The sequence below is a fragment of the Stenotrophomonas sp. Steno-Z10-HUANG genome (assembly GCF_056393075.1).
Window position 1 is genome coordinate 89,378 of the sequence record NZ_JBWJPA010000004.1, and the last position, 16,715, is coordinate 106,092.

Sequence of the window (16,715 nt, forward strand, 5' to 3'; positions counted from 1 at the left end):
AAACCACCATGTCCCACGCTGCTTCCCAGCCCGCCACCCCGGGCCACCCCGGCAAGCCCGGCACCGCCGCCGGCCTGGCGCTGATCGTCGGCGCCATCGGCGTCGTGTTCGGCGACATCGGCACAAGCCCGCTGTACACGCTCAAGGAGGCGTTCTCGCCGCACTACGGGCTCACCAGCGACCACGACACCGTGCTGGGCGTGCTGTCGCTGGCGTTCTGGGCGCTGATCATGGTGGTCACGCTCAAGTACGTGACCATCATCATGCGCGCCGACAACGATGGCGAGGGCGGCATCATGGCGCTGATGGCGCTGGCCCAGCGCACCCTGCGCAACGGCTCGCGCTCGGCCTACGTGGTCGGCATCCTCGGCATCTTCGGTGCCTCGCTGTTCTTCGGCGACGGCGTGATCACCCCGGCGATCTCGGTGCTGGGCGCGGTCGAGGGCCTGGAGGTGGCCGCGCCGGGGCTCGGCCGGTTCGTGGTGCCGATCGCCCTTGTGGTGCTGGCCATCCTGTTCGCCGCGCAGCGCTTCGGCACCGAGAAGGTGGGCAAGGTGTTCGGCCCGGTGATGCTGACCTGGTTCCTGGCGCTGGCCGCGGTCGGCATCTGGAACGTGATCGCCGCGCCCGAGGTGCTCAAGGCGTTCAATCCGTGGTGGGCGGTGCGCTTCTTCCTGGAGCACGGCTGGCACGGCGTGTTCATCCTCGGCGCGGTGGTGCTGGCGGTGACCGGTGGCGAGGCGCTGTACGCGGACATGGGCCACTTCGGCGCGCCGCCGATCCGCCACGCCTGGTATTTCTTCGTGCTGCCGTGCCTGATGCTGAACTACCTGGGGCAGGGCGCGCTGGTGCTGCAGCGGCCGGACGCGGTGGCCAACCCGTTCTTCGAGGCGGTGCCGGAGTGGGCGCTGTACCCGATGATCATCCTGGCGACCATGGCCGCGGTGATCGCCAGCCAGTCGGTGATCACCGGCGCGTTCTCGGTCGCGCGCCAGGCCATGCAGCTGGGTTACATCCCGCGCATGCGCATCCTGCATACCTCGCACGACACCATCGGCCAGATCTACATTCCCGGCATCAACTGGGGGCTGGCGCTGATGGTGTTCGGGCTGGTGCTGGCGTTCCGCAGCTCCAGCAACCTGGCCGTGGCCTACGGCATCTCGGTCTCCGGGACGATGCTGATCGACACCCTGCTGCTGGCGCTGGTGGCGCGCACCCTGTGGCCGCGCGCGCGCCATGGCATCGTCGCGCTGTGCGCGGTGTTCTTCGTCATCGACCTGGGCTTCGTCGTCGCCAATGGCGCCAAGCTGATGCAGGGCGCCTGGTTCCCGGTGGTGCTGGGCATCGCGCTGTTCACCATGATGCGCACCTGGCGCCGCGGCCGCGAACTGCTGCGCGACGAGGTACGCAAGGACGGCATCCGCATCGACAGCTTCCTGCCCGGGCTGATGCTGGCGCCGCCGGTGCGGGTGCCGGGCACGGCGGTGTTCCTGACCGCCGACCCGACCGTGGTGCCGCACGCGCTGATGCACAACCTCAAGCACAACAAGGTGCTGCACGAGCGCAACGTGTTCCTGCACGTGGAGACCCTGCCGGTGCCGTACGCGGCGGCCGGCCAGCGGCTGAAGATCGAGCCGGTCGGCGACGAGTTCTACCGCATCCAGGTCCGTTTCGGCTTCATGGAGACACCGGACGTGCCGTTGGCGCTGATGCGCTCGTGCGACCACGGCGGGGTCTACTTCGACCCGATGGACACCACGTTCTTCGCCAGCCGCGAGACCATCGTCGCCACCGCCAACCGCGGCATGCCGGTGTGGCGCGACAAGCTGTTCGCCTTCATGCACCGCAACGCCGCCCCGGCCAGCAACTTCTTCCGCATCCCCGGCAACCGGCTGGTGGAACTGGGCGCGCAGGTGGAGATCTGATGGGCGCGCGGCCTGCGGCCAGGGCCCGGAAAATACGGGCAGTCCTGGCCGCTTGTGCCTACAATCGCCGTTGATGAACATGCCCGAACGCTTGTCCGCCTTTTCCCGGCCTCCGGCCTCCGGCCCCTGGTCCCCATGACCGACAACCGCATCATCGCCGCCGGCGCCACCCGCGAGGACGACGCCGCCGACGCCAGCATCCGCCCGCGCCGCCTGGCCGACTACCTCGGCCAGGCGCCGGTGCGCGAACAGCTGGACATCTACATCCAGGCGGCCAAGTCGCGCCGCGAGGCGCTGGACCACGTGCTGATCTTCGGCCCTCCGGGGCTGGGCAAGACCACCCTGAGCCACGTGATCGCCAACGAGCTGGGGGTGGGGCTGCGGGTGACGTCCGGCCCGGTGATCGAGAAGGGCGGCGACCTGGCCGCGCTGCTGACCAACCTGCAGCCGTACGACGTGCTGTTCGTGGACGAGATCCACCGCCTGTCGCCGGTGGTCGAGGAAGTGCTGTACCCGGCGATGGAGGACTTCCAGATCGACATCATGATCGGCGAGGGCCCGGCCGCGCGCTCGATCAAGCTCGACCTGCCGCCGTTCACCCTGATCGGCGCCACCACCCGTGCCGGCCTGCTGACCGCGCCGCTGCGCGACCGCTTCGGCATCGTGCAGCGGCTGGAGTTCTACTCGGCCGATGAGCTGACCCGCATCGTGCGCCGCTCGGCGACGATCCTCGGCATCGACTGCAGCGCCGAGGGCGCCGGCGAGATCGCGCGCCGCTCGCGCGGCACCCCGCGCATCGCCAACCGGCTGCTGCGGCGCGTGCGCGACTATGCCCAGGTCAAGGCCGGCGGCCATATCGACCAGGCCGTGGCGCAGGCGGCAATGCAGATGCTCAAGGTCGACCCGGAAGGTTTCGACGAGCTGGACCGGCGCCTGCTGCGCACCCTCGTGGAGTACTTCGACGGTGGCCCGGTCGGCATCGAATCGCTGGCCGCGGCGCTGTCCGAGGAACGCGGCACGCTCGAGGACGTGGTCGAGCCCTACCTGATCCAGCAGGGCTTCCTAGTGCGTACCGCGCGCGGCCGCATGGCCACCCACAAGGCCTACCGGCACATGGGCCTGAAACCGCGCACGGCGCCGGCCGACCTGTTCATGGAGCAGCCGGACGATGAGTGAGTCCCGGTTCAGTTGGCCGACACGCATCTACTGGGAAGATACCGACGCCGGCGGCGTGGTCTACCACGCGCGCTACGTGGCCTTCATGGAACGTGCGCGCACCGAGTGGATGCGGGCGATGGGCTATGGCCAGGAAGCCATGCGCAGCGGCGACGGGCAGGTGTTCGTGGTCCGCGCGATGGCCCTGGATTTCCTCAGGCCGGCGCGGCTGGACGACGCGCTGGAAACCACGGTGGAACTGCTGCAGTGCCGCCGCGCCAGCCTGGTGATGCGCCAGGCGGTGCTGCGCGACGGCCAGCCGCTGGTGACCGCGCAGGTGCGGCTGGCGGCGGTCGGCGCCCGCGATTTCCGCCCGCAGGCCATGGACGACACGCTGTACGCCACGCTCAAACAATTCGAAACCCAACACGCGCAAGACTGAGGAACATCGGATGATCGCTTTGCTTCTGGCCCTGCAGGCCACCGTGACCGAGGCGCTGCCGGCGGATGTCAGCGCCGCCGCGGCGCAGACCGTGGCCGGCGCCAGCCATGGCGGCATCAACTACCTGGACCTGATGCTCAAGGCCAGCATCCCGGTCAAGCTGATCGTGCTGCTGCTGCTGGCCGGCTCGTTCATCAGCTGGGTGATCATTTTCCGCAAGGCGCGCGTGTTCAAGGCCGCCGACCGCGCCGCCGACGACTTCGAGAACCGGTTCTGGTCCGGCGCCGACCTGGCCAAGCTGTATGCCGCGGCCGCCGACCGCAACCGCTCGGTGGACGGGCTGGAGGCGATCTTCGAGTCCGGCTTCCGCGAGTACAGCCGCCTGAACGGCCGCCGCGGGCTGGACAGCCGTACCCAGCTGGAAGGCACCCAGCGCGCCATGCGCACCACCTTCGCCCGCGAGGTCGACGGCCTGGAGCGCAATCTCGAGCTGCTGGCCAATATCGGCTCCAATGCCCCCTACGTGGGCCTGGTCGGTACCGTGTTCGGCATCATGGTGACCATGCACGACATGATCAGCAGCGGCGAGCAGGCCGGCATCGCCTCGGTCGCGCCGGGCATTTCCGAGGCGCTGTTCGCCACCGCCATCGGCCTGTTCGTGGCGATTCCGGCGACCTGGGCCTACAACCGCTTCACCACCCGCGTGGAACGGCTGTCGGTGCGCTACGAGACCTTCGCCGAGGAGTTCAGCTCGATCCTGCAGCGCCAGTCCGGCGCCGACGAATGATGCGCGCCACGCGCACCAGCCCGCACAGGAACCGTCCATGATTTCCGGCATTTTCCGGCGCAAGCGCCGCAAGCTCAAATCCGAGATCAACGTCGTGCCGTACATCGACGTGATGCTGGTGCTGCTGATCATCTTCATGGTGACCGCGCCGCTGTTGACGCTCAGTTTCGAGGTCGACCTGCCCACCTCCAACGCCAAGGCGCTGGAAGGCAAGCAGGACCCGGTCATCGTCTCGGTGCTGGGCGATGGCCAGCTCAGCCTGAAGCTGCCCGATGCCAAGAGCCCCGAGCGCATCGACGCGGCCACGCTGCAGGCGCAGCTCGGCGCGATGGCCGCGCAGGACAAGGGCCTGCGCGTGATCGTCGCCGCCGACCGCGCGGTGGCCTATGAAAAGGTCGTCGCGGCGATGGACGTGATCAAGGCGGCGAAGATCGAGAAGGTGGGCCTGGCGACCGATGCACGCTGACGCTCTGCCGCCGCCGCGCGACCCCGGCAACGAATGGGGCATGCCCGTCGTACTGGCGTTGCTGGTGCACGTGCTGGTCGCGCTGGTGTTCATCATCGCCTGGGTGTGGTCGCCGTCGCGCAGCACCGAGGCCGCCGCCGGCGACCCGGTGGTGGAGGCCAGCCTGCAGCTGTCGGCGGCCGAAGCCGCGGCCGCGCGCAGCGCCCTGCGCGCGTCGGAGAAACTGCCGCCGCCGCCCGAGCCGGCGCCGGACGCGCAGCCCCAGCCGGTCCCGGAAGACACCGTCCCGCCGCCGCAGCCGATCCCCGAGCCGCGGCCGCAGGACGCGCCCACCCCGCAGCAGCACAATGCCCAGGAGCGCATCGCGCAGCCGGACACCGTCGACCAGGAGCGGGTCAGCGCGCTGGCCATCTCCCAGGAGAAGGCCCGCCAGGAGCAGGAAGCCAAGCGCCGCCAGGAGCAGATCGACCTGACCGAGCGCAAGCGCGTGGAGGAGGCCGAGCAGAAGCTGCGGCTGGCCAAACAGCAGGAAGAAACCGACCGCCAGAAGAAACTGGCCGAGGAACAGCGCAAGGCCAACGAGGCCAAGGCCGAGCAGGAGCGCCAGCAGAAGATCGCCGAGATCCGCCGCAAGCGCGAGCAGGCCGAGCGCGAGCTCAAGCTCGCCGAGCAGCGCCAGCGCCAGGTGGCTGATGCCCGCGCCCGCGCGCAGGCGGCCGCGTCCAGCGCCTCGCCGGCCAGCGGCACGCCGCAGGCCTCGCCGGGGCAGGGCGGCACCAGCACCGACCTGACCGCCAGGTACGCCGCGGCGATCCAACAGGCGGTGCTCAACCAGTGGGTGCGCCCGGACACGATCCCGCGCGGCCAGCGCTGCCGGCTGACCATCCGCCAGCTGCCCGGCGGCGAGGTGGTCGACGTGCAGTTCGCCGCCGGTTGCCCCTATGACGACGCCGGCCGGCGTTCGGTGGAGGCCGCGGTGCTGCGCGCCCAGCCGCTGCCGTACCGCGGTTTCGAGTCGGTGTTCCAGCGCACGCTGAACTTCACGTTCGAGGCGCAGGACCGCTGAATCGCGGGGGCTTCACGCGGCCCCCGGCACCCTTGGCGGCGCGCTTGCCCATCGACGGGGATGGATTTCACGGGATTTTCGTTCACGATTGCGAAAATGTTCATCCGCCTGCTGCTATCCCTTTCCCCCTGTTCATCCATCGTTGAGCACCCCATGAAGAAACCGCTTCGCTGGCTGGCCGCCCTGACCGTACTGTTGTTGCCCCTGGTGGCGATGGCACAGCAACGGGGGCTGGAGATCGACATCATCGGCGGCAACGCGTCGGCCCTGCCGATCACCGTGGTGCCGATGCCGTACCAGGGCAGCGCCGCGGCGCCGGCCACCGATGTCGCCGCGGTGGTGCGCTCGGACCTGGACCGTTCCGGCCAGTTCCGCACCCTGCCCGAGGCGCAGATCGTGCAGCGCCCGACCCGCGGCAGCGAGGTGCAGTACCCGACCTGGCGCGCGCTCAAGCAGGACTACCTGGTCGTCGGCCGCGTGCTCGACGCCGGTGCGGGCGCCTACCGCGTCGAGTACGAGCTGTTCGACGTGGCCAAGGGCGAGCGCATGCTCGGCCTGGCGATGACCGCCCGCTCCAACGCGATGCGCGACGTCGCCCACCAGATGGCCGACGCCATCTACGAGAAGATCACCGGCGTGCGCGGCGCCTTCTGGACCCGCATCGCCTACGTCACCGCCAGCGGCCGCGGCGACGCCATGCGCTATGCGCTGATGGTGGCCGATGCCGACGGCTACAACCCGCAGACCATCGTGCGCTCGGCCGAACCGCTGCTGTCGCCGTCGTGGAGCCCGGACGGCAACCGCCTGGCCTATGTCAGCTTCGAGCGCGGCAACTCGGCCATCTACGTCCAGAACATCTCCACCGGCGCGCGCGACCTGGTCGCCAGCTTCCGCGGCATCAACAGCGCACCGGCGTTCTCGCCGGACGGCCGCCGCCTGGCGCTGACCCTGTCGCGCAGCGGCAACCCGGAGATCTACGTGATGGACCTGGGCAGCAAGCAGCTGACCCAGCTGACCAACCACTTCGCCATCGACACCGAGCCGACCTGGAGCGCCGACGGCAACACCATCTATTTCACCTCCGACCGCGGTGGCCGCCCGCAGATCTACCAGGTGCCGGCGTCCGGCGGCAGCGCCAGCCGCGTGACCTTTCAGGGCAATTACAACGCCAAGGTGTCCGTGTCCTATGACGGCAAGAAGCTGGCCATGGCACAGGGCAGCGGCAACAGCTACCGGATCGCGCTGATGGACAGCAGCCTGGGTTCGCCGCGCTGGAGCACGCTGTCGCCGGGCTCGCTGGACGAATCGCCCAGCTTCGCGCCGAACGCGAGCATGGTGTTGTATGCCGCCCGCGAGGGTGGCCGTGGAGTGCTGTATGCCGTTTCGGCCGACGCGCGGGTCCGCCAGCGCCTGGTCCTGGCGGACGGTGATGTGCGCGAGCCCGCATGGGGTCCGTACCGCACCGCGCGTTGATAAAATGTTAATATCCCATCCGCATTAAACCCCATCATTGGCTCAGGAGCCTTTAGGTATCGCCATGAACAAGTCCACTCGCGTTCTGCTTGTTTCGCTTCTGTCGGTTGCCGCGCTGGCCGGCTGCTCGAAGAAGGTGAAGGAACAGCCGGCCCAGCCGCCGGTCGACACCACCCCGACCACCCCGTCGACCGGTCCGTCGACCTCCGGCCTGTACGGCCCGGGCGACCTGGACACCGACGCCTGCCTGCGCCAGCGCGTGGTCTACTTCGACTTCGACAAGGAAGAAGTGAAGTCCGAGTTCCAGGCCATCATGGCCTGCCATGCCAAGTACCTGCGTGACCGTCCGTCCTCGCGCATCACCCTGCAGGGCCACACCGACGAGCGCGGCAGCCGCGCCTACAACCAGGCCCTGGGCGAGCGTCGTGGCAATGCCGTGAACTCGGCGCTGCAGGCCAACGGTGGTTCGGCTTCGCAGCTGACCGTCGTGTCCTACGGCGAAGAGCGTCCGGTCTGCACCGAGTCGGCCGAGTCCTGCTGGTCGCAGAACCGTCGCGTCGAAATCGTCTACACCGCGCAGTAATCGATGCGTACCGGCATCAAGGCGATGATGCTCGTGGTTGCGGCAGCCCTCGTGGCTGCCGCACCCGCTCATGCGCAGCGGCAGAGCCTGGCCGACCGCGTCGGCGCACTCGAGCAGCAGGTCCAGAACAACCAGGCCAACACCGACATGCTCAACCAGCTGCAGCAGTTGCGCAGCGGGATGCAGGCGCTGCAGGCAACGGTCGAGCAGCTCCAGCACGAGAATGAACAGCTCAAGCAGCGCAGCCGGGACCAGTACCTGGACCTGGACGGGCGCCTGAACCGCCTGGAAGGTGGTGCCGCGCCGGCGACGGCGCCGGTTGCGCCGACGCCTTCGGCGGGCAACCCGACGGCGGCGGAAAAGCCGCCCACCGTGCGGGGTGATGCCGGCGCGGTGGCCGCTGCCGGTGACGAGCGCAGCGCCTACAACGTGGCTTTCGACGCGCTCAAGGCCGGCCGATACGACGAATCGGCGCGTCTTTTCCAGGGGTTCCTGGAGCAGTATCCCAGTGGTATCTACGCCCCCAATGCGCTGTATTGGCTGGGCGAGAGTTACTACGCCACCCGCAATTTCCAGCTGGCCGAGGCGCAGTTCCGTGACCTGGTCGCGCGCTATCCGACCCATGACAAGGCCGCCGGCGGCCTGTTGAAGCTGGGCCTGTCGCAGTTCGGCCAGGGCGATGCGGCCAAGGCCGAGCAGACGCTGGCGCAGGTCGTGACCCGGTTCCCGGGCAGCGACGCCGCGCGCACCGCGCAGGACCGCCTGCAGTCGATCCGGCTCGGCCAGCAGATCCGCTGAGTCCGGGCGGCAGTGTTTCCAGGGAGCCGGGCCATGCCCGGCTGCCGTCGTTTACGGCATGGCCGACGCCATCCGCCCCTCCAGAAGTTCCCGCCATGACCGCCGTTTCCCTTTCCAGCGCCGCCGCCACGCCCAGCGAGATCGTGCAGTCGCCGCTGCCGCGGCTGAAGATCACCGAGATCTTCCTGTCCCTGCAGGGCGAGGCCGACACTGCCGGCTGGCCGACCGTGTTCGTGCGCCTGACCGGCTGCCCGCTGCGCTGCGGCTACTGCGATACCGAATACGCCTTCCACGGCGGGCAGTGGCGCGATATCGACGACATCGTCGCCGAGGTGCGCGGCCACGGCGTGCGCCATGTCTGCGTGACCGGCGGCGAGCCGCTGGCGCAGAAGCGCTGCCTGGTGCTGCTGCGCGCGCTGTGCGACGCCGGCCTGGAGGTTTCGCTGGAGACCTCGGGCGCGCTGGACATCGGCGGCGTCGATCCGCGGGTGTCGCGCGTGGTCGATCTGAAGACGCCCGGGTCGGGCGAGATGCCGCGCAACCGGCTGGAGAACCTGCCGCTGCTGACCGCGCGCGACCAGCTCAAGTTCGTGCTGTGCGACCGCGCCGACTACGACTGGGCCCGGGACATGGTTGCCGCGCAGCGCCTGCACGAGCGCTGCATGGTGCTGTTCTCGCCCTGCAAGGACCGGCTCGGCGCGCGCGAGCTGGCCGACTGGATCGTCGCCGACCGCCTGCCGGTGCGCTTCCAGATGCAGCTGCACAAGATCCTCTGGAACGACGAGCCGGGCAGGTAGCCGCGCGCTTCGTTCCCACTTGCGTACCGGCGCGGGACAGCGTGCTGGCGTTCCTTCCCCCAACCGGACTATCACTCCATGAAGAAGGCAGTCGTGCTTCTTTCCGGCGGCATGGATTCGGCCGCCGTCGTCGCCATGGCCCAGGAACAGGGCTTCACCGTGCATGCGCTCAGTGTGCGTTACGGCCAGCGCCATACCTCCGAGCTGGATGCCGCCGCGCGCGTGGCGCAGGCGCTGGGCGTGGCCGCGCACAAGGTGGTGGATGTCGACCTGCGCAGCATCGGCGGCTCGGCCCTGACCGACGACATCGACGTGCCCGACGCCGGTGGCGAGGGCATCCCGGTCACCTACGTGCCTGCGCGCAACACCATCATGCTTTCGCTTGCGCTGGGCTGGGCCGAGGTGCTGGGCGCCAACGACATCTTCTGCGGCGTCAACGCGGTCGATTACTCCGGCTACCCGGATTGCCGCCCCGCGTTCGTCGCCGCCTTCCAGGCGCTGGCCAACCTGGCGACCAAGGCCGGGGTGGAAGGCGCGGGCATCCGCGTCCACGCGCCGCTGCAGTACCTGAGCAAGGCGCAGATCGCCAGCGAAGGCGCACGCCTGGGCGTGGATTTCGGGTTGACGGTGTCCTGCTACCGCGCCGACGCGCAGGGGCGCGCCTGTGGTCATTGCGACGCCTGCCGGCTGCGCGCTGACGGTTTTGCCGCCGCCGGTCTGCCCGATCCGACCCACTACGCCTGAGCGTCCCCGCGGCGCGATCGGGCGGCGTCATGCCGGCCGCCGGCGCTGCGCAACGTCCGCTCGCGCATTCTGTTTTCAGGCATTTTGCGCTAGAATGCCCACCCCGGCGCCATGCCGGGTCTTTGTTTGGGCCGTTAGCTCAGTCGGTAGAGCAGAAGACTTTTAATCTTTTGGTCGAAGGTTCGAATCCTTCACGGCCCACCATGATCAGACAACGGTCCCGCCGTGCGGGACTGCGTTCTTGCAGTGGGCGGTACGCGGTTTCTGTGAACTGTGCCAGGTCGCAGTGGCGGGCGCCGGTCCTACCATGGGCTTGGTCGGTTTCACGGTAGCAGTGGGGGACGCTTGAGTACCCAGATCACGCAACTCCTGCATCGCTGGCAAGGAGGCGACACGCAGGCGCGCGAGCAGTTGTTCGAAGCCCTGTATTCGGACCTGATGGTGGTCGCCCGCAACCGGCTGTTCAACGATACCGGCGGCACCCTGCAACCGGCAGCGCTGGTCAACGAGTCGCTGCTGCGGCTGCTGGGTTCGGAAGTGGATTTCAAGGACCGCGCCCATTTCATCGCCGTGGCGGCGCTGAAGATGCGCTCGGTACTGGTGGACCACCTGCGCGCGCGTGCCGCCGACAAGCGTGGCGGCAATCTTGTCCAGCTGACCCTGTCCCACGCCAGCGACGTCCCCGACGACGACGGCGATGCCTACGACGTGATGGCGCTGCACCAGGCCCTGAGCCAGCTGGCCGAACTCGAGCCGCGCGCGGCGAGCATGGTCGAGTTGACCTATTTCGGCGGCATGAGCCGCGATGAGATCGCCATGGTGATGGGGGTTTCGGCACCCACCGTGGACCGCGACCTGCGTTTCGCCAGGGCCTGGCTCAACCGACAGCTGGCCTGATGTCCACCGCGGAGGAGGCGGCGCGCTGGCGCCAGACCCGCGAGCTGTTCGATGCCGTCTGCGACCTGCCACGCACGCAGTGGCGGCAGCAGGTACAGCAGCACTGCCGTGATCCCGCTCTGGCCGAGGACGTGCTGCAGCTGCTGCATGCGCAGACCCAGGGCCTGAGCCGGATCAGCAGCCGGCTGGATGCCGCGCTGGCGCGCGCACTGACCCCGGAGCTGGCGGTAGGCCAGCGGCTGGGACCGTGGCGGCTGACCGCGCGCATCGCCGGCGGCGGCATGGGTACCGTGTTCAAGGCCGAACGCGACGACGGCGTGTATCGGCGCACGGTTGCGATCAAGCTGCTGCACGGCATGCCGGGCGCGGGCGAGGTGGAGCGGCTGCAGGCCGAGCGCCAGGTGCTGGCCGGGTTGAACCTGCCCGACGTGGCCCGGCTCTACGACGGTGGCACCACGCCCGATGGCTATCCCTACCTGGTGATGGAATACATTGAGGGCCTGCCGCTGGACCGCCACTGCGCCACCCATGCGCTCGGGCTTGCGGCGCGGCTGCGGCTGTTCCTGGATGTCTGCGCGGTCGTGCGCTCGGCGCATGAGCGCCTGGTACTGCACTGCGACCTCAAGCCGGGCAACGTGCTGGTGCGGCCCGACGGCAGGCCGGTACTGCTCGATTTCGGCCTGGCCCGGGTACTCAACGACGCGCGCGAGCGTGGCGAGGCCGGTTACTGCACCCCGGGCTATGCCAGCCCGGAGCTGGTGAACGGCGAGCCGGTGGGCGTGGCCAGCGATGTCTACAGCCTCGGCGTGCTGCTGGTGGAACTGCTGTCCACGCGCCGCTGCGCGCAGGCGCTGCAGCTCGGCGAGGCGCCGGTGATCCTGCCCTCGGCCAATGCGCCACCGGGCCTGCGCTGGCGCCGTGCGCTGCGCGGCGACCTCGACGCCATCGCCGCGCGGGCGTGCGCCCGCGATGTCGCCGCGCGTTACCGCTCGGTGGAAACACTGATGGCCGACGTGACGCGCTATCTGGAGCGGCGGCCGGTGGCCGCGCGGCAGTCCGGGCGCCTGTACCGGCTGGTGCGCGGCGTGCAGCGCAATGGACGGGGGCTGGCGGCCGCCGCGGGCGCGCTGTCGTTGGCGCTGATCTTCGTGGCCGGGCTGGTGCAGGCGCGCCGGCACGCCGAAGAGGAGGCCGCCATCGCCCACCAGGTGGGCGACTTCATGGTGGGCGTGTTCGAGACCGCCGATCCGTACCTGCGCACCGAGCGCGGACAGCAGGAACTGTCCGCGCGGCAACTGCTGGACAAGGCGGCGCTGCGCGTCTCCCAGGACCTGGCCGACGCGCCGGCGCAACTGGCCCGGATGCGCGCGGTGCTGGGGACGGCGTACCGCAACTCCGGGGTGCCGCGGCAGGCCGACGTGCTGCTGCAGCAGGCCTACGACGGCTTCATCGACCCGCGGGTGAACCGCCCGGCGGATGCGGCGGCGGTACTGGTGGAGTTGTCGCTGCAGAAGACCCAGGGCGGCAACGGTGCGTTGGGCCAGGCGCTGGCCGAGCGCGGCCTGGCGCTGTTGCCGTCGAGCGCGGCCATGGCCACCCGGGCCCGGCTGCATGGCGCGCGCGGCATGGCGCTGGTGAACCAGCAGCAGTTCGACCGTGCCGAGGCCGCCTTCGACACCGCAATGGAGCTGTACGCGAAGCTGCCGCACTCCGGCGTCGCCAGCGAGAAGCTGGCGCTGTCCTACAACAAGGGCCTGATGTACCTGCGCTGGGGGCGGCTGGCCTCGGCCGAGCGCGAGCTGCGCCAGGTGCTTGGCGGCAGCCCGCCGCGCCGCACCAGCATGGCGCTGGCCGCGGAAATGCGGCTGGCGCAGATCCTGCGCGAGCAGGGGCGTTTCGCCCAGGCGTTGCCGCTGCTGCAGGCGGGCCTGCGCCACGCGCAGGAGCTGTACGGGCCGGAAAGCAGCTTCGTGCTGATGCAGCACGACGGGCTTGCCGATCTGTACCGCGACTGGGGCGATTACGCCGCCGCGGAGCGGCAGTACCAGCTGCGGCAGCATCTGAGCGGGCTCATCGACGGCACCGGCTCGGTGGAATACTCGATGGGGCTGTTCAACTACGGCGACCTGCAGGAACTGCGCGGCGACCTGGCCCAGGCCGAACAGTTGTACCGGCAGGCCCTGGCGATCCGCCGCGAGCGGCTGGGCGCGCAATCGCCCACCAGCCTGCGCGCCGAGTCGGGGTTGGGCGCGCTGCTGATGCGCCAGGCGCGCATGCAGGAAGCGGGCACGCTGCTGCTGCATGCCGACGCCGGCCTGGACGCGGCGCTGCCGGCGGACGCGCCGGGGCGGATCGAGGCCCGGCTCAACCGCATCGACTGGCACATCCGCCAGGACGACACCGCCCAGGCGCAGGCGTTGCTGCGGCAACTGGGGGCGCGGATACCGGCGACCCAGCAGCTGCGCCTGCTGCGCATCCGCGCGGACCTGGCCGAGCGCAGCGGCGAGGGCGCGGCGGCGCTGGCACTGCGCCGCACCGCGCTGGAGCATGCGCGGTCGCTGCATGGCGACGGCAAGCTGGAGACTGCGACCTGCCGCATCGACCTGGCCGAAACCCTGCTGCGCCTTGGTCACCGGCAGCCGGCACTGGAAGCGCTGCTGCAGGCGCTGCCGACCATCGAGCGGCTGCAGGTCGATGACGCCCCTGCGCGGCGCCGGCTCGACGGCCTGCTGCTGCTGGCCCGCGGCGGGCGGGGGCGCGCGGCCTAACCCTGCTCGCGCACGATCTCCACCAGCCGCTGCCCGTAGCGCGCCAGCTTGCTGCCGCCGATGCCACCGACCCGGCCCAGCGCATCGAGGCTGGTCGGGCGCTGTTCGGCGATGTTGCGCAGGGTGCTGTCGTGGAAGATGACGAAGGCCGGCACGTTCTGTTCGCGCGCCAGTTCGGCGCGCAGGCCGCGCAGTGCGTTGAACAGCGCCAGGTCCTCCGGCTGCACCGCCACGCCGGTGCGCGGGGTGCTGCTGCGGTCGCGTTCGCCGCGGGCGGCAGGCGGTTCGCGGCGCATCATCACCTGGCGGCGGCCCTTGAGCACGTCGCGGCTGGCGTCGGTCAGGCGCAGCCCGCCATGCGCCTCCGGGTCCACCTCCAGCAGGCTGGCGGCGACCAGTTGCCGGAACACCCCCCGCCAGGTGCGCGCGTCCAGGTCGCTGCCGATGCCGAAGGTGCTGAGCTGGTCGTGGCCGAGCTGGCGGATGCGTTCGCTGTCGCTGCCGCGCAGGATGTCGATCAGGTGGCCGACGCCGAAGCGCTGGCCGCTGCGATACACGCAGCTCAGCGCCTTCTGCGCGGGGATGGTGGCGTCCCAGGCGGCCGGCGGCGACAGGCAGTTGTCGCAGTTGCCGCAGGGCTGGCCCGGCACGCCCTTGGGCGTGCCGACAGGCACGTAGGTCTCGCCGAAGCCGGCCAGCAGCACCTGGCGGCGGCACTGCATGGATTCGCAGTAGCCGAGCAGGTGGTCGAGCTTGGCGCGCTCGAGCTGCTTGCGTTCCTCGCTGGCCTCGCCCTGTTCGATCATCTGCTTGAGCAGCACCACGTCGCCCAGCCCGTAGCACAGCCAGGCCTCGGCCGGCTCGCCATCACGACCGGCGCGGCCGGTTTCCTGGTAGTAGCCTTCCATCGACTTGGGCAGGTCGGTATGCGCCACGAAGCGCACGTCCGGCTTGTCGATGCCCATGCCGAAGGCGATGGTGGCGCACATCACGATCCCGTCCTCGCGCAGGAAGCGGCGCTGGTTGGCCGCGCGTACCTCGGCCGGCAGGCCGGCGTGGTAGGGCAGCGCGTCCAGGCCCTCGCCGCGGAGCATGTCGGCGGTTTCCTCGACCTTGCGCCGCGACATGCAGTAGACGATGCCGGCCTCGCCGCGGTGGCCGCGCAGGAACGCCAGCAGCTGGCGCCGGGCGTTGTCCTTCTGCACTACCGTGTAGCGGATGTTGGGGCGGTCGAAGGAGCTGATGAAGTGCTCGGCCTGGGCCAGGTCCAGGCGCTCGGCGATCTCGCGCTGGGTCGGCGGGTCGGCGGTGGCGGTCAGGGCGATGCGCGGCACCTGCGGCCAGCGCTCGTGCAGCACCGTCAGCTGCCGGTACTCGGGACGGAAATCGTGGCCCCACTGCGACACGCAGTGCGCCTCGTCGATCGCGAACAGGGCGATGCGGCTGCGCTCGAGCAGCGACAGGAAGCGCCCGGTCAGCAGCCGCTCCGGCGCCACGTAGAGCAGGTCCAGGGTGCCGGCCAGCAGTTCGCGCTCGACCCGGCCGGCGGTTTCCGCGTCCAGCGTGGAGTTGAGGAACTCGGCGCGCACGCCGAGCTGGCGCAGCGCCTCCACCTGGTCCTGCATCAGCGCGATCAGCGGCGACACCACGATGCCGCAGCCCTCGCGCAACAGCGCCGGCACCTGGTAGCACAGCGACTTGCCGCCACCGGTGGGCATCAGCACCAAGGCGTCGTTGCCGGCGGTGACGTGTTCGACGATGGCCTGCTGGTTGCCGCGGAAGGCGTCGTAGCCGAAGACGCGCTTCAGCAGTTCATGGGCGGGGGAAGACATGCCGCCTAGGATAACTGCCCGGTCAAGCCCGCCCGTCCGCCGCCGTCCCGTCCACGCGTCGGGAAAGCCGAGGGCAGGTTTCTGTTCCGCACAGGGCCGCACGCCGCGGACCGGCCCGCAGTGCGCGCGGCCGCTGGATCCCGCCCCTCCCGCGTGCCCACCGATCCTGCGCAGGCCGCTCGGCAGGGGCGTGGCGGGCAACTGAGGCCGGCTCCCGGGTTCCGCGGCGCGCAACCCTGCAAGGACCGCAGGGCAAATGCTCAAAGGTTTACTGCAACCACACACGATCCCTATGGAGAGCAGCCCCCTTTGGTAAAGGGGGCGCGCCGAAGGCGGGGGGATCTGGCAGGCAGGTGAAGCAGGGTCCAGGGTTCCGCGGCGCGGAACCCTGGAAAACCCGCAGGGGCAAAGCCCCAACGGGTTTACTGCAGCAGCGAGCGCAGCATCCAGGCGTACTTCTCGTGGGTCTGCAGGCGCTGGGTCAGCAGGTCTTCGCTGGGCGCGTCGCCGGCCTTCTCCGCCTGTTCCAGCACCTTGCGCGCGGTGCGGCACACCGCCTCGTTGCCCTGCACCAGCTGGCGCACCATTTCGCGCCAGTCGGCGCTGTCGGTCAGCCCCGGTTCCTCGGCGATGGAGGTCAGGGCGACGAATTCGCGGTACGAGCCGGGGGCGTTGAAGCCCAGTGCGCGGATGCGTTCGGCGATCTCGTCCAGTGCCGTCCACTGCTCGGTGTACTGCGCCTCGAACATGGTGTGCAGCGAATTGAACATCGACCCGGTGACGTTCCAGTGGAAGTTGTGGGTCTTCAGGTACAGCGTGTAGGCGTCGGCGAGGAAGTGCGACAGCCCATCGGCGACCTTCTTGCGATCGGCATCCTTGATCCCGATATCGATGCCCGGCGCCGAGGGCGCGGAGGCGGCCAGCTGCTTCTTGCCGGCGTCGGGTTTGCTGCTGTTCTTGGCCTTGGCCATGACGCGTTGCT

15 protein-coding genes and 1 tRNA gene are annotated in these 16,715 nt (G+C 69.9%); 14 read left to right on the forward strand and 2 right to left on the reverse strand.

The annotated features are described in order from the left end of the window. Positions 1 to 8: 8 nt before the first annotated feature. The 14 genes from AC06E6_RS07355 to AC06E6_RS07420 all read left to right on the forward strand — a co-directional run bounded on the left by AC06E6_RS07355 (position 9) and on the right by AC06E6_RS07420 (position 13,901). Positions 9 to 1,925 (forward strand): potassium transporter Kup, encoded by a 1,917-nt coding sequence (locus AC06E6_RS07355; protein ID WP_293762511.1) that lies wholly within the window; start codon positions 9 to 11, stop codon positions 1,923 to 1,925. A gap of 135 nt (positions 1,926 to 2,060) precedes the next feature. Further along, positions 2,061 to 3,101, forward strand: coding sequence for a Holliday junction branch migration DNA helicase RuvB (gene ruvB, locus AC06E6_RS07360; protein WP_240211651.1), 1,041 nt, complete (start codon positions 2,061 to 2,063; stop codon positions 3,099 to 3,101). Beyond that, positions 3,094 to 3,522, forward strand: a complete 429-nt coding sequence (gene ybgC / locus AC06E6_RS07365) for a tol-pal system-associated acyl-CoA thioesterase (protein ID WP_104938285.1) — start codon at positions 3,094 to 3,096, stop codon at positions 3,520 to 3,522. Before ruvB ends, ybgC begins: the two co-directional genes overlap by 8 nt. A 10-nt stretch (positions 3,523 to 3,532) precedes the next feature. Then, the gene (gene tolQ / locus AC06E6_RS07370) at positions 3,533 to 4,309 is read left to right on the forward strand and encodes a protein TolQ (RefSeq protein ID WP_104938286.1); all 777 of its coding nucleotides are present in this window, start codon (positions 3,533 to 3,535) and stop codon (positions 4,307 to 4,309) included. Positions 4,310 to 4,346: 37 nt separating this feature from the next. Beyond that, positions 4,347 to 4,775, forward strand: coding sequence for a protein TolR (gene tolR / locus AC06E6_RS07375; RefSeq protein WP_478060749.1), 429 nt, complete (start codon positions 4,347 to 4,349; stop codon positions 4,773 to 4,775). Continuing rightward, on the forward strand, positions 4,765 to 5,841 hold the full coding sequence (gene tolA / locus AC06E6_RS07380) for a cell envelope integrity protein TolA (RefSeq protein ID WP_240211649.1): 1,077 nt from the start codon (positions 4,765 to 4,767) through the stop codon (positions 5,839 to 5,841). The genes tolR and tolA overlap by 11 nt, the downstream gene beginning before the upstream one ends. Before the next feature lie 153 nt (positions 5,842 to 5,994). Further along, on the forward strand, positions 5,995 to 7,314 hold the full coding sequence (gene tolB, locus AC06E6_RS07385; RefSeq protein WP_104938289.1) for a Tol-Pal system beta propeller repeat protein TolB: 1,320 nt from the start codon (positions 5,995 to 5,997) through the stop codon (positions 7,312 to 7,314). Positions 7,315 to 7,378: 64 nt separating this feature from the next. After that, positions 7,379 to 7,897: a peptidoglycan-associated lipoprotein Pal gene (gene pal / locus AC06E6_RS07390; RefSeq protein ID WP_054663937.1), complete on the forward strand. Its 519-nt coding sequence runs from the start codon at positions 7,379 to 7,381 to the stop codon at positions 7,895 to 7,897. Between the two features lie 3 nt (positions 7,898 to 7,900). Continuing rightward, the gene (gene ybgF, locus AC06E6_RS07395) at positions 7,901 to 8,695 is read left to right on the forward strand and encodes a tol-pal system protein YbgF (protein ID WP_478060752.1); all 795 of its coding nucleotides are present in this window, start codon (positions 7,901 to 7,903) and stop codon (positions 8,693 to 8,695) included. 95 nt (positions 8,696 to 8,790) lie between these two features. After that, on the forward strand, positions 8,791 to 9,492 hold the full coding sequence (gene queE, locus AC06E6_RS07400; RefSeq protein ID WP_104938291.1) for a 7-carboxy-7-deazaguanine synthase QueE: 702 nt from the start codon (positions 8,791 to 8,793) through the stop codon (positions 9,490 to 9,492). Positions 9,493 to 9,570: 78 nt separating this feature from the next. After that, positions 9,571 to 10,236, forward strand: a complete 666-nt coding sequence (gene queC / locus AC06E6_RS07405; RefSeq protein WP_104938292.1) for a 7-cyano-7-deazaguanine synthase QueC — start codon at positions 9,571 to 9,573, stop codon at positions 10,234 to 10,236. Positions 10,237 to 10,364: 128 nt separating this feature from the next. Further along, positions 10,365 to 10,440, forward strand: a tRNA-Lys gene (locus tag AC06E6_RS07410). A gap of 141 nt (positions 10,441 to 10,581) precedes the next feature. Further along, entirely contained in the window at positions 10,582 to 11,133 is a 552-nt protein-coding gene (locus AC06E6_RS07415; protein WP_161615273.1) for an ECF-type sigma factor, read from the forward strand. Further along, complete coding sequence (locus AC06E6_RS07420) at positions 11,133 to 13,901, forward strand: serine/threonine-protein kinase (RefSeq protein ID WP_240211648.1); 2,769 nt, start codon at positions 11,133 to 11,135, stop codon at positions 13,899 to 13,901. The genes AC06E6_RS07415 and AC06E6_RS07420 overlap by 1 nt, the downstream gene beginning before the upstream one ends. Here AC06E6_RS07420 and recQ read toward each other — a convergent pair. Further along, positions 13,898 to 15,733 carry a DNA helicase RecQ gene (gene recQ / locus AC06E6_RS07425; RefSeq protein WP_161615271.1) on the reverse strand — a complete coding sequence of 612 codons (1,836 nt, stop codon included), beginning with the start codon at positions 15,731 to 15,733 and terminating at the stop codon, positions 13,898 to 13,900. The two genes, AC06E6_RS07420 and recQ, sit on opposite strands and share 4 nt — an antisense overlap. Positions 15,734 to 16,155: 422 nt before the next feature. After that, a complete protein-coding gene (locus tag AC06E6_RS07430; RefSeq protein WP_104938296.1) occupies positions 16,156 to 16,704 on the reverse strand; it encodes a Dps family protein in 549 nt (182 codons plus the stop codon). Between the last annotated feature and the right edge of the window lie 11 nt (positions 16,705 to 16,715).

Excerpts from the sequence above, each read along its gene's own strand:
- pal (WP_054663937.1), top strand. The coding sequence starts at position 7,379 with ATGAACAAGTCCACTCGCGTTCTGCTTGTTTCGCTTCTGTCGGTTGCC.
- AC06E6_RS07430 (WP_104938296.1), bottom strand. The coding sequence starts at position 16,704 with ATGGCCAAGGCCAAGAACAGCAGCAAACCCGACGCCGGCAAGAAGCAG.
- AC06E6_RS07420 (WP_240211648.1), top strand. The coding sequence starts at position 11,133 with ATGTCCACCGCGGAGGAGGCGGCGCGCTGGCGCCAGACCCGCGAGCTG.
- ybgC (WP_104938285.1), top strand. The coding sequence starts at position 3,094 with ATGAGTGAGTCCCGGTTCAGTTGGCCGACACGCATCTACTGGGAAGAT.
- tolR (WP_478060749.1), top strand. The coding sequence starts at position 4,347 with ATGATTTCCGGCATTTTCCGGCGCAAGCGCCGCAAGCTCAAATCCGAG.
- ruvB (WP_240211651.1), top strand. The coding sequence starts at position 2,061 with ATGACCGACAACCGCATCATCGCCGCCGGCGCCACCCGCGAGGACGAC.
- AC06E6_RS07355 (WP_293762511.1), top strand. The coding sequence starts at position 9 with ATGTCCCACGCTGCTTCCCAGCCCGCCACCCCGGGCCACCCCGGCAAG.
- queE (WP_104938291.1), top strand. The coding sequence starts at position 8,791 with ATGACCGCCGTTTCCCTTTCCAGCGCCGCCGCCACGCCCAGCGAGATC.
- ybgF (WP_478060752.1), top strand. The coding sequence starts at position 7,901 with ATGCGTACCGGCATCAAGGCGATGATGCTCGTGGTTGCGGCAGCCCTC.
- tolB (WP_104938289.1), top strand. The coding sequence starts at position 5,995 with ATGAAGAAACCGCTTCGCTGGCTGGCCGCCCTGACCGTACTGTTGTTG.
- recQ (WP_161615271.1), bottom strand. The coding sequence starts at position 15,733 with ATGTCTTCCCCCGCCCATGAACTGCTGAAGCGCGTCTTCGGCTACGAC.
- queC (WP_104938292.1), top strand. The coding sequence starts at position 9,571 with ATGAAGAAGGCAGTCGTGCTTCTTTCCGGCGGCATGGATTCGGCCGCC.
- tolA (WP_240211649.1), top strand. The coding sequence starts at position 4,765 with ATGCACGCTGACGCTCTGCCGCCGCCGCGCGACCCCGGCAACGAATGG.
- tolQ (WP_104938286.1), top strand. The coding sequence starts at position 3,533 with ATGATCGCTTTGCTTCTGGCCCTGCAGGCCACCGTGACCGAGGCGCTG.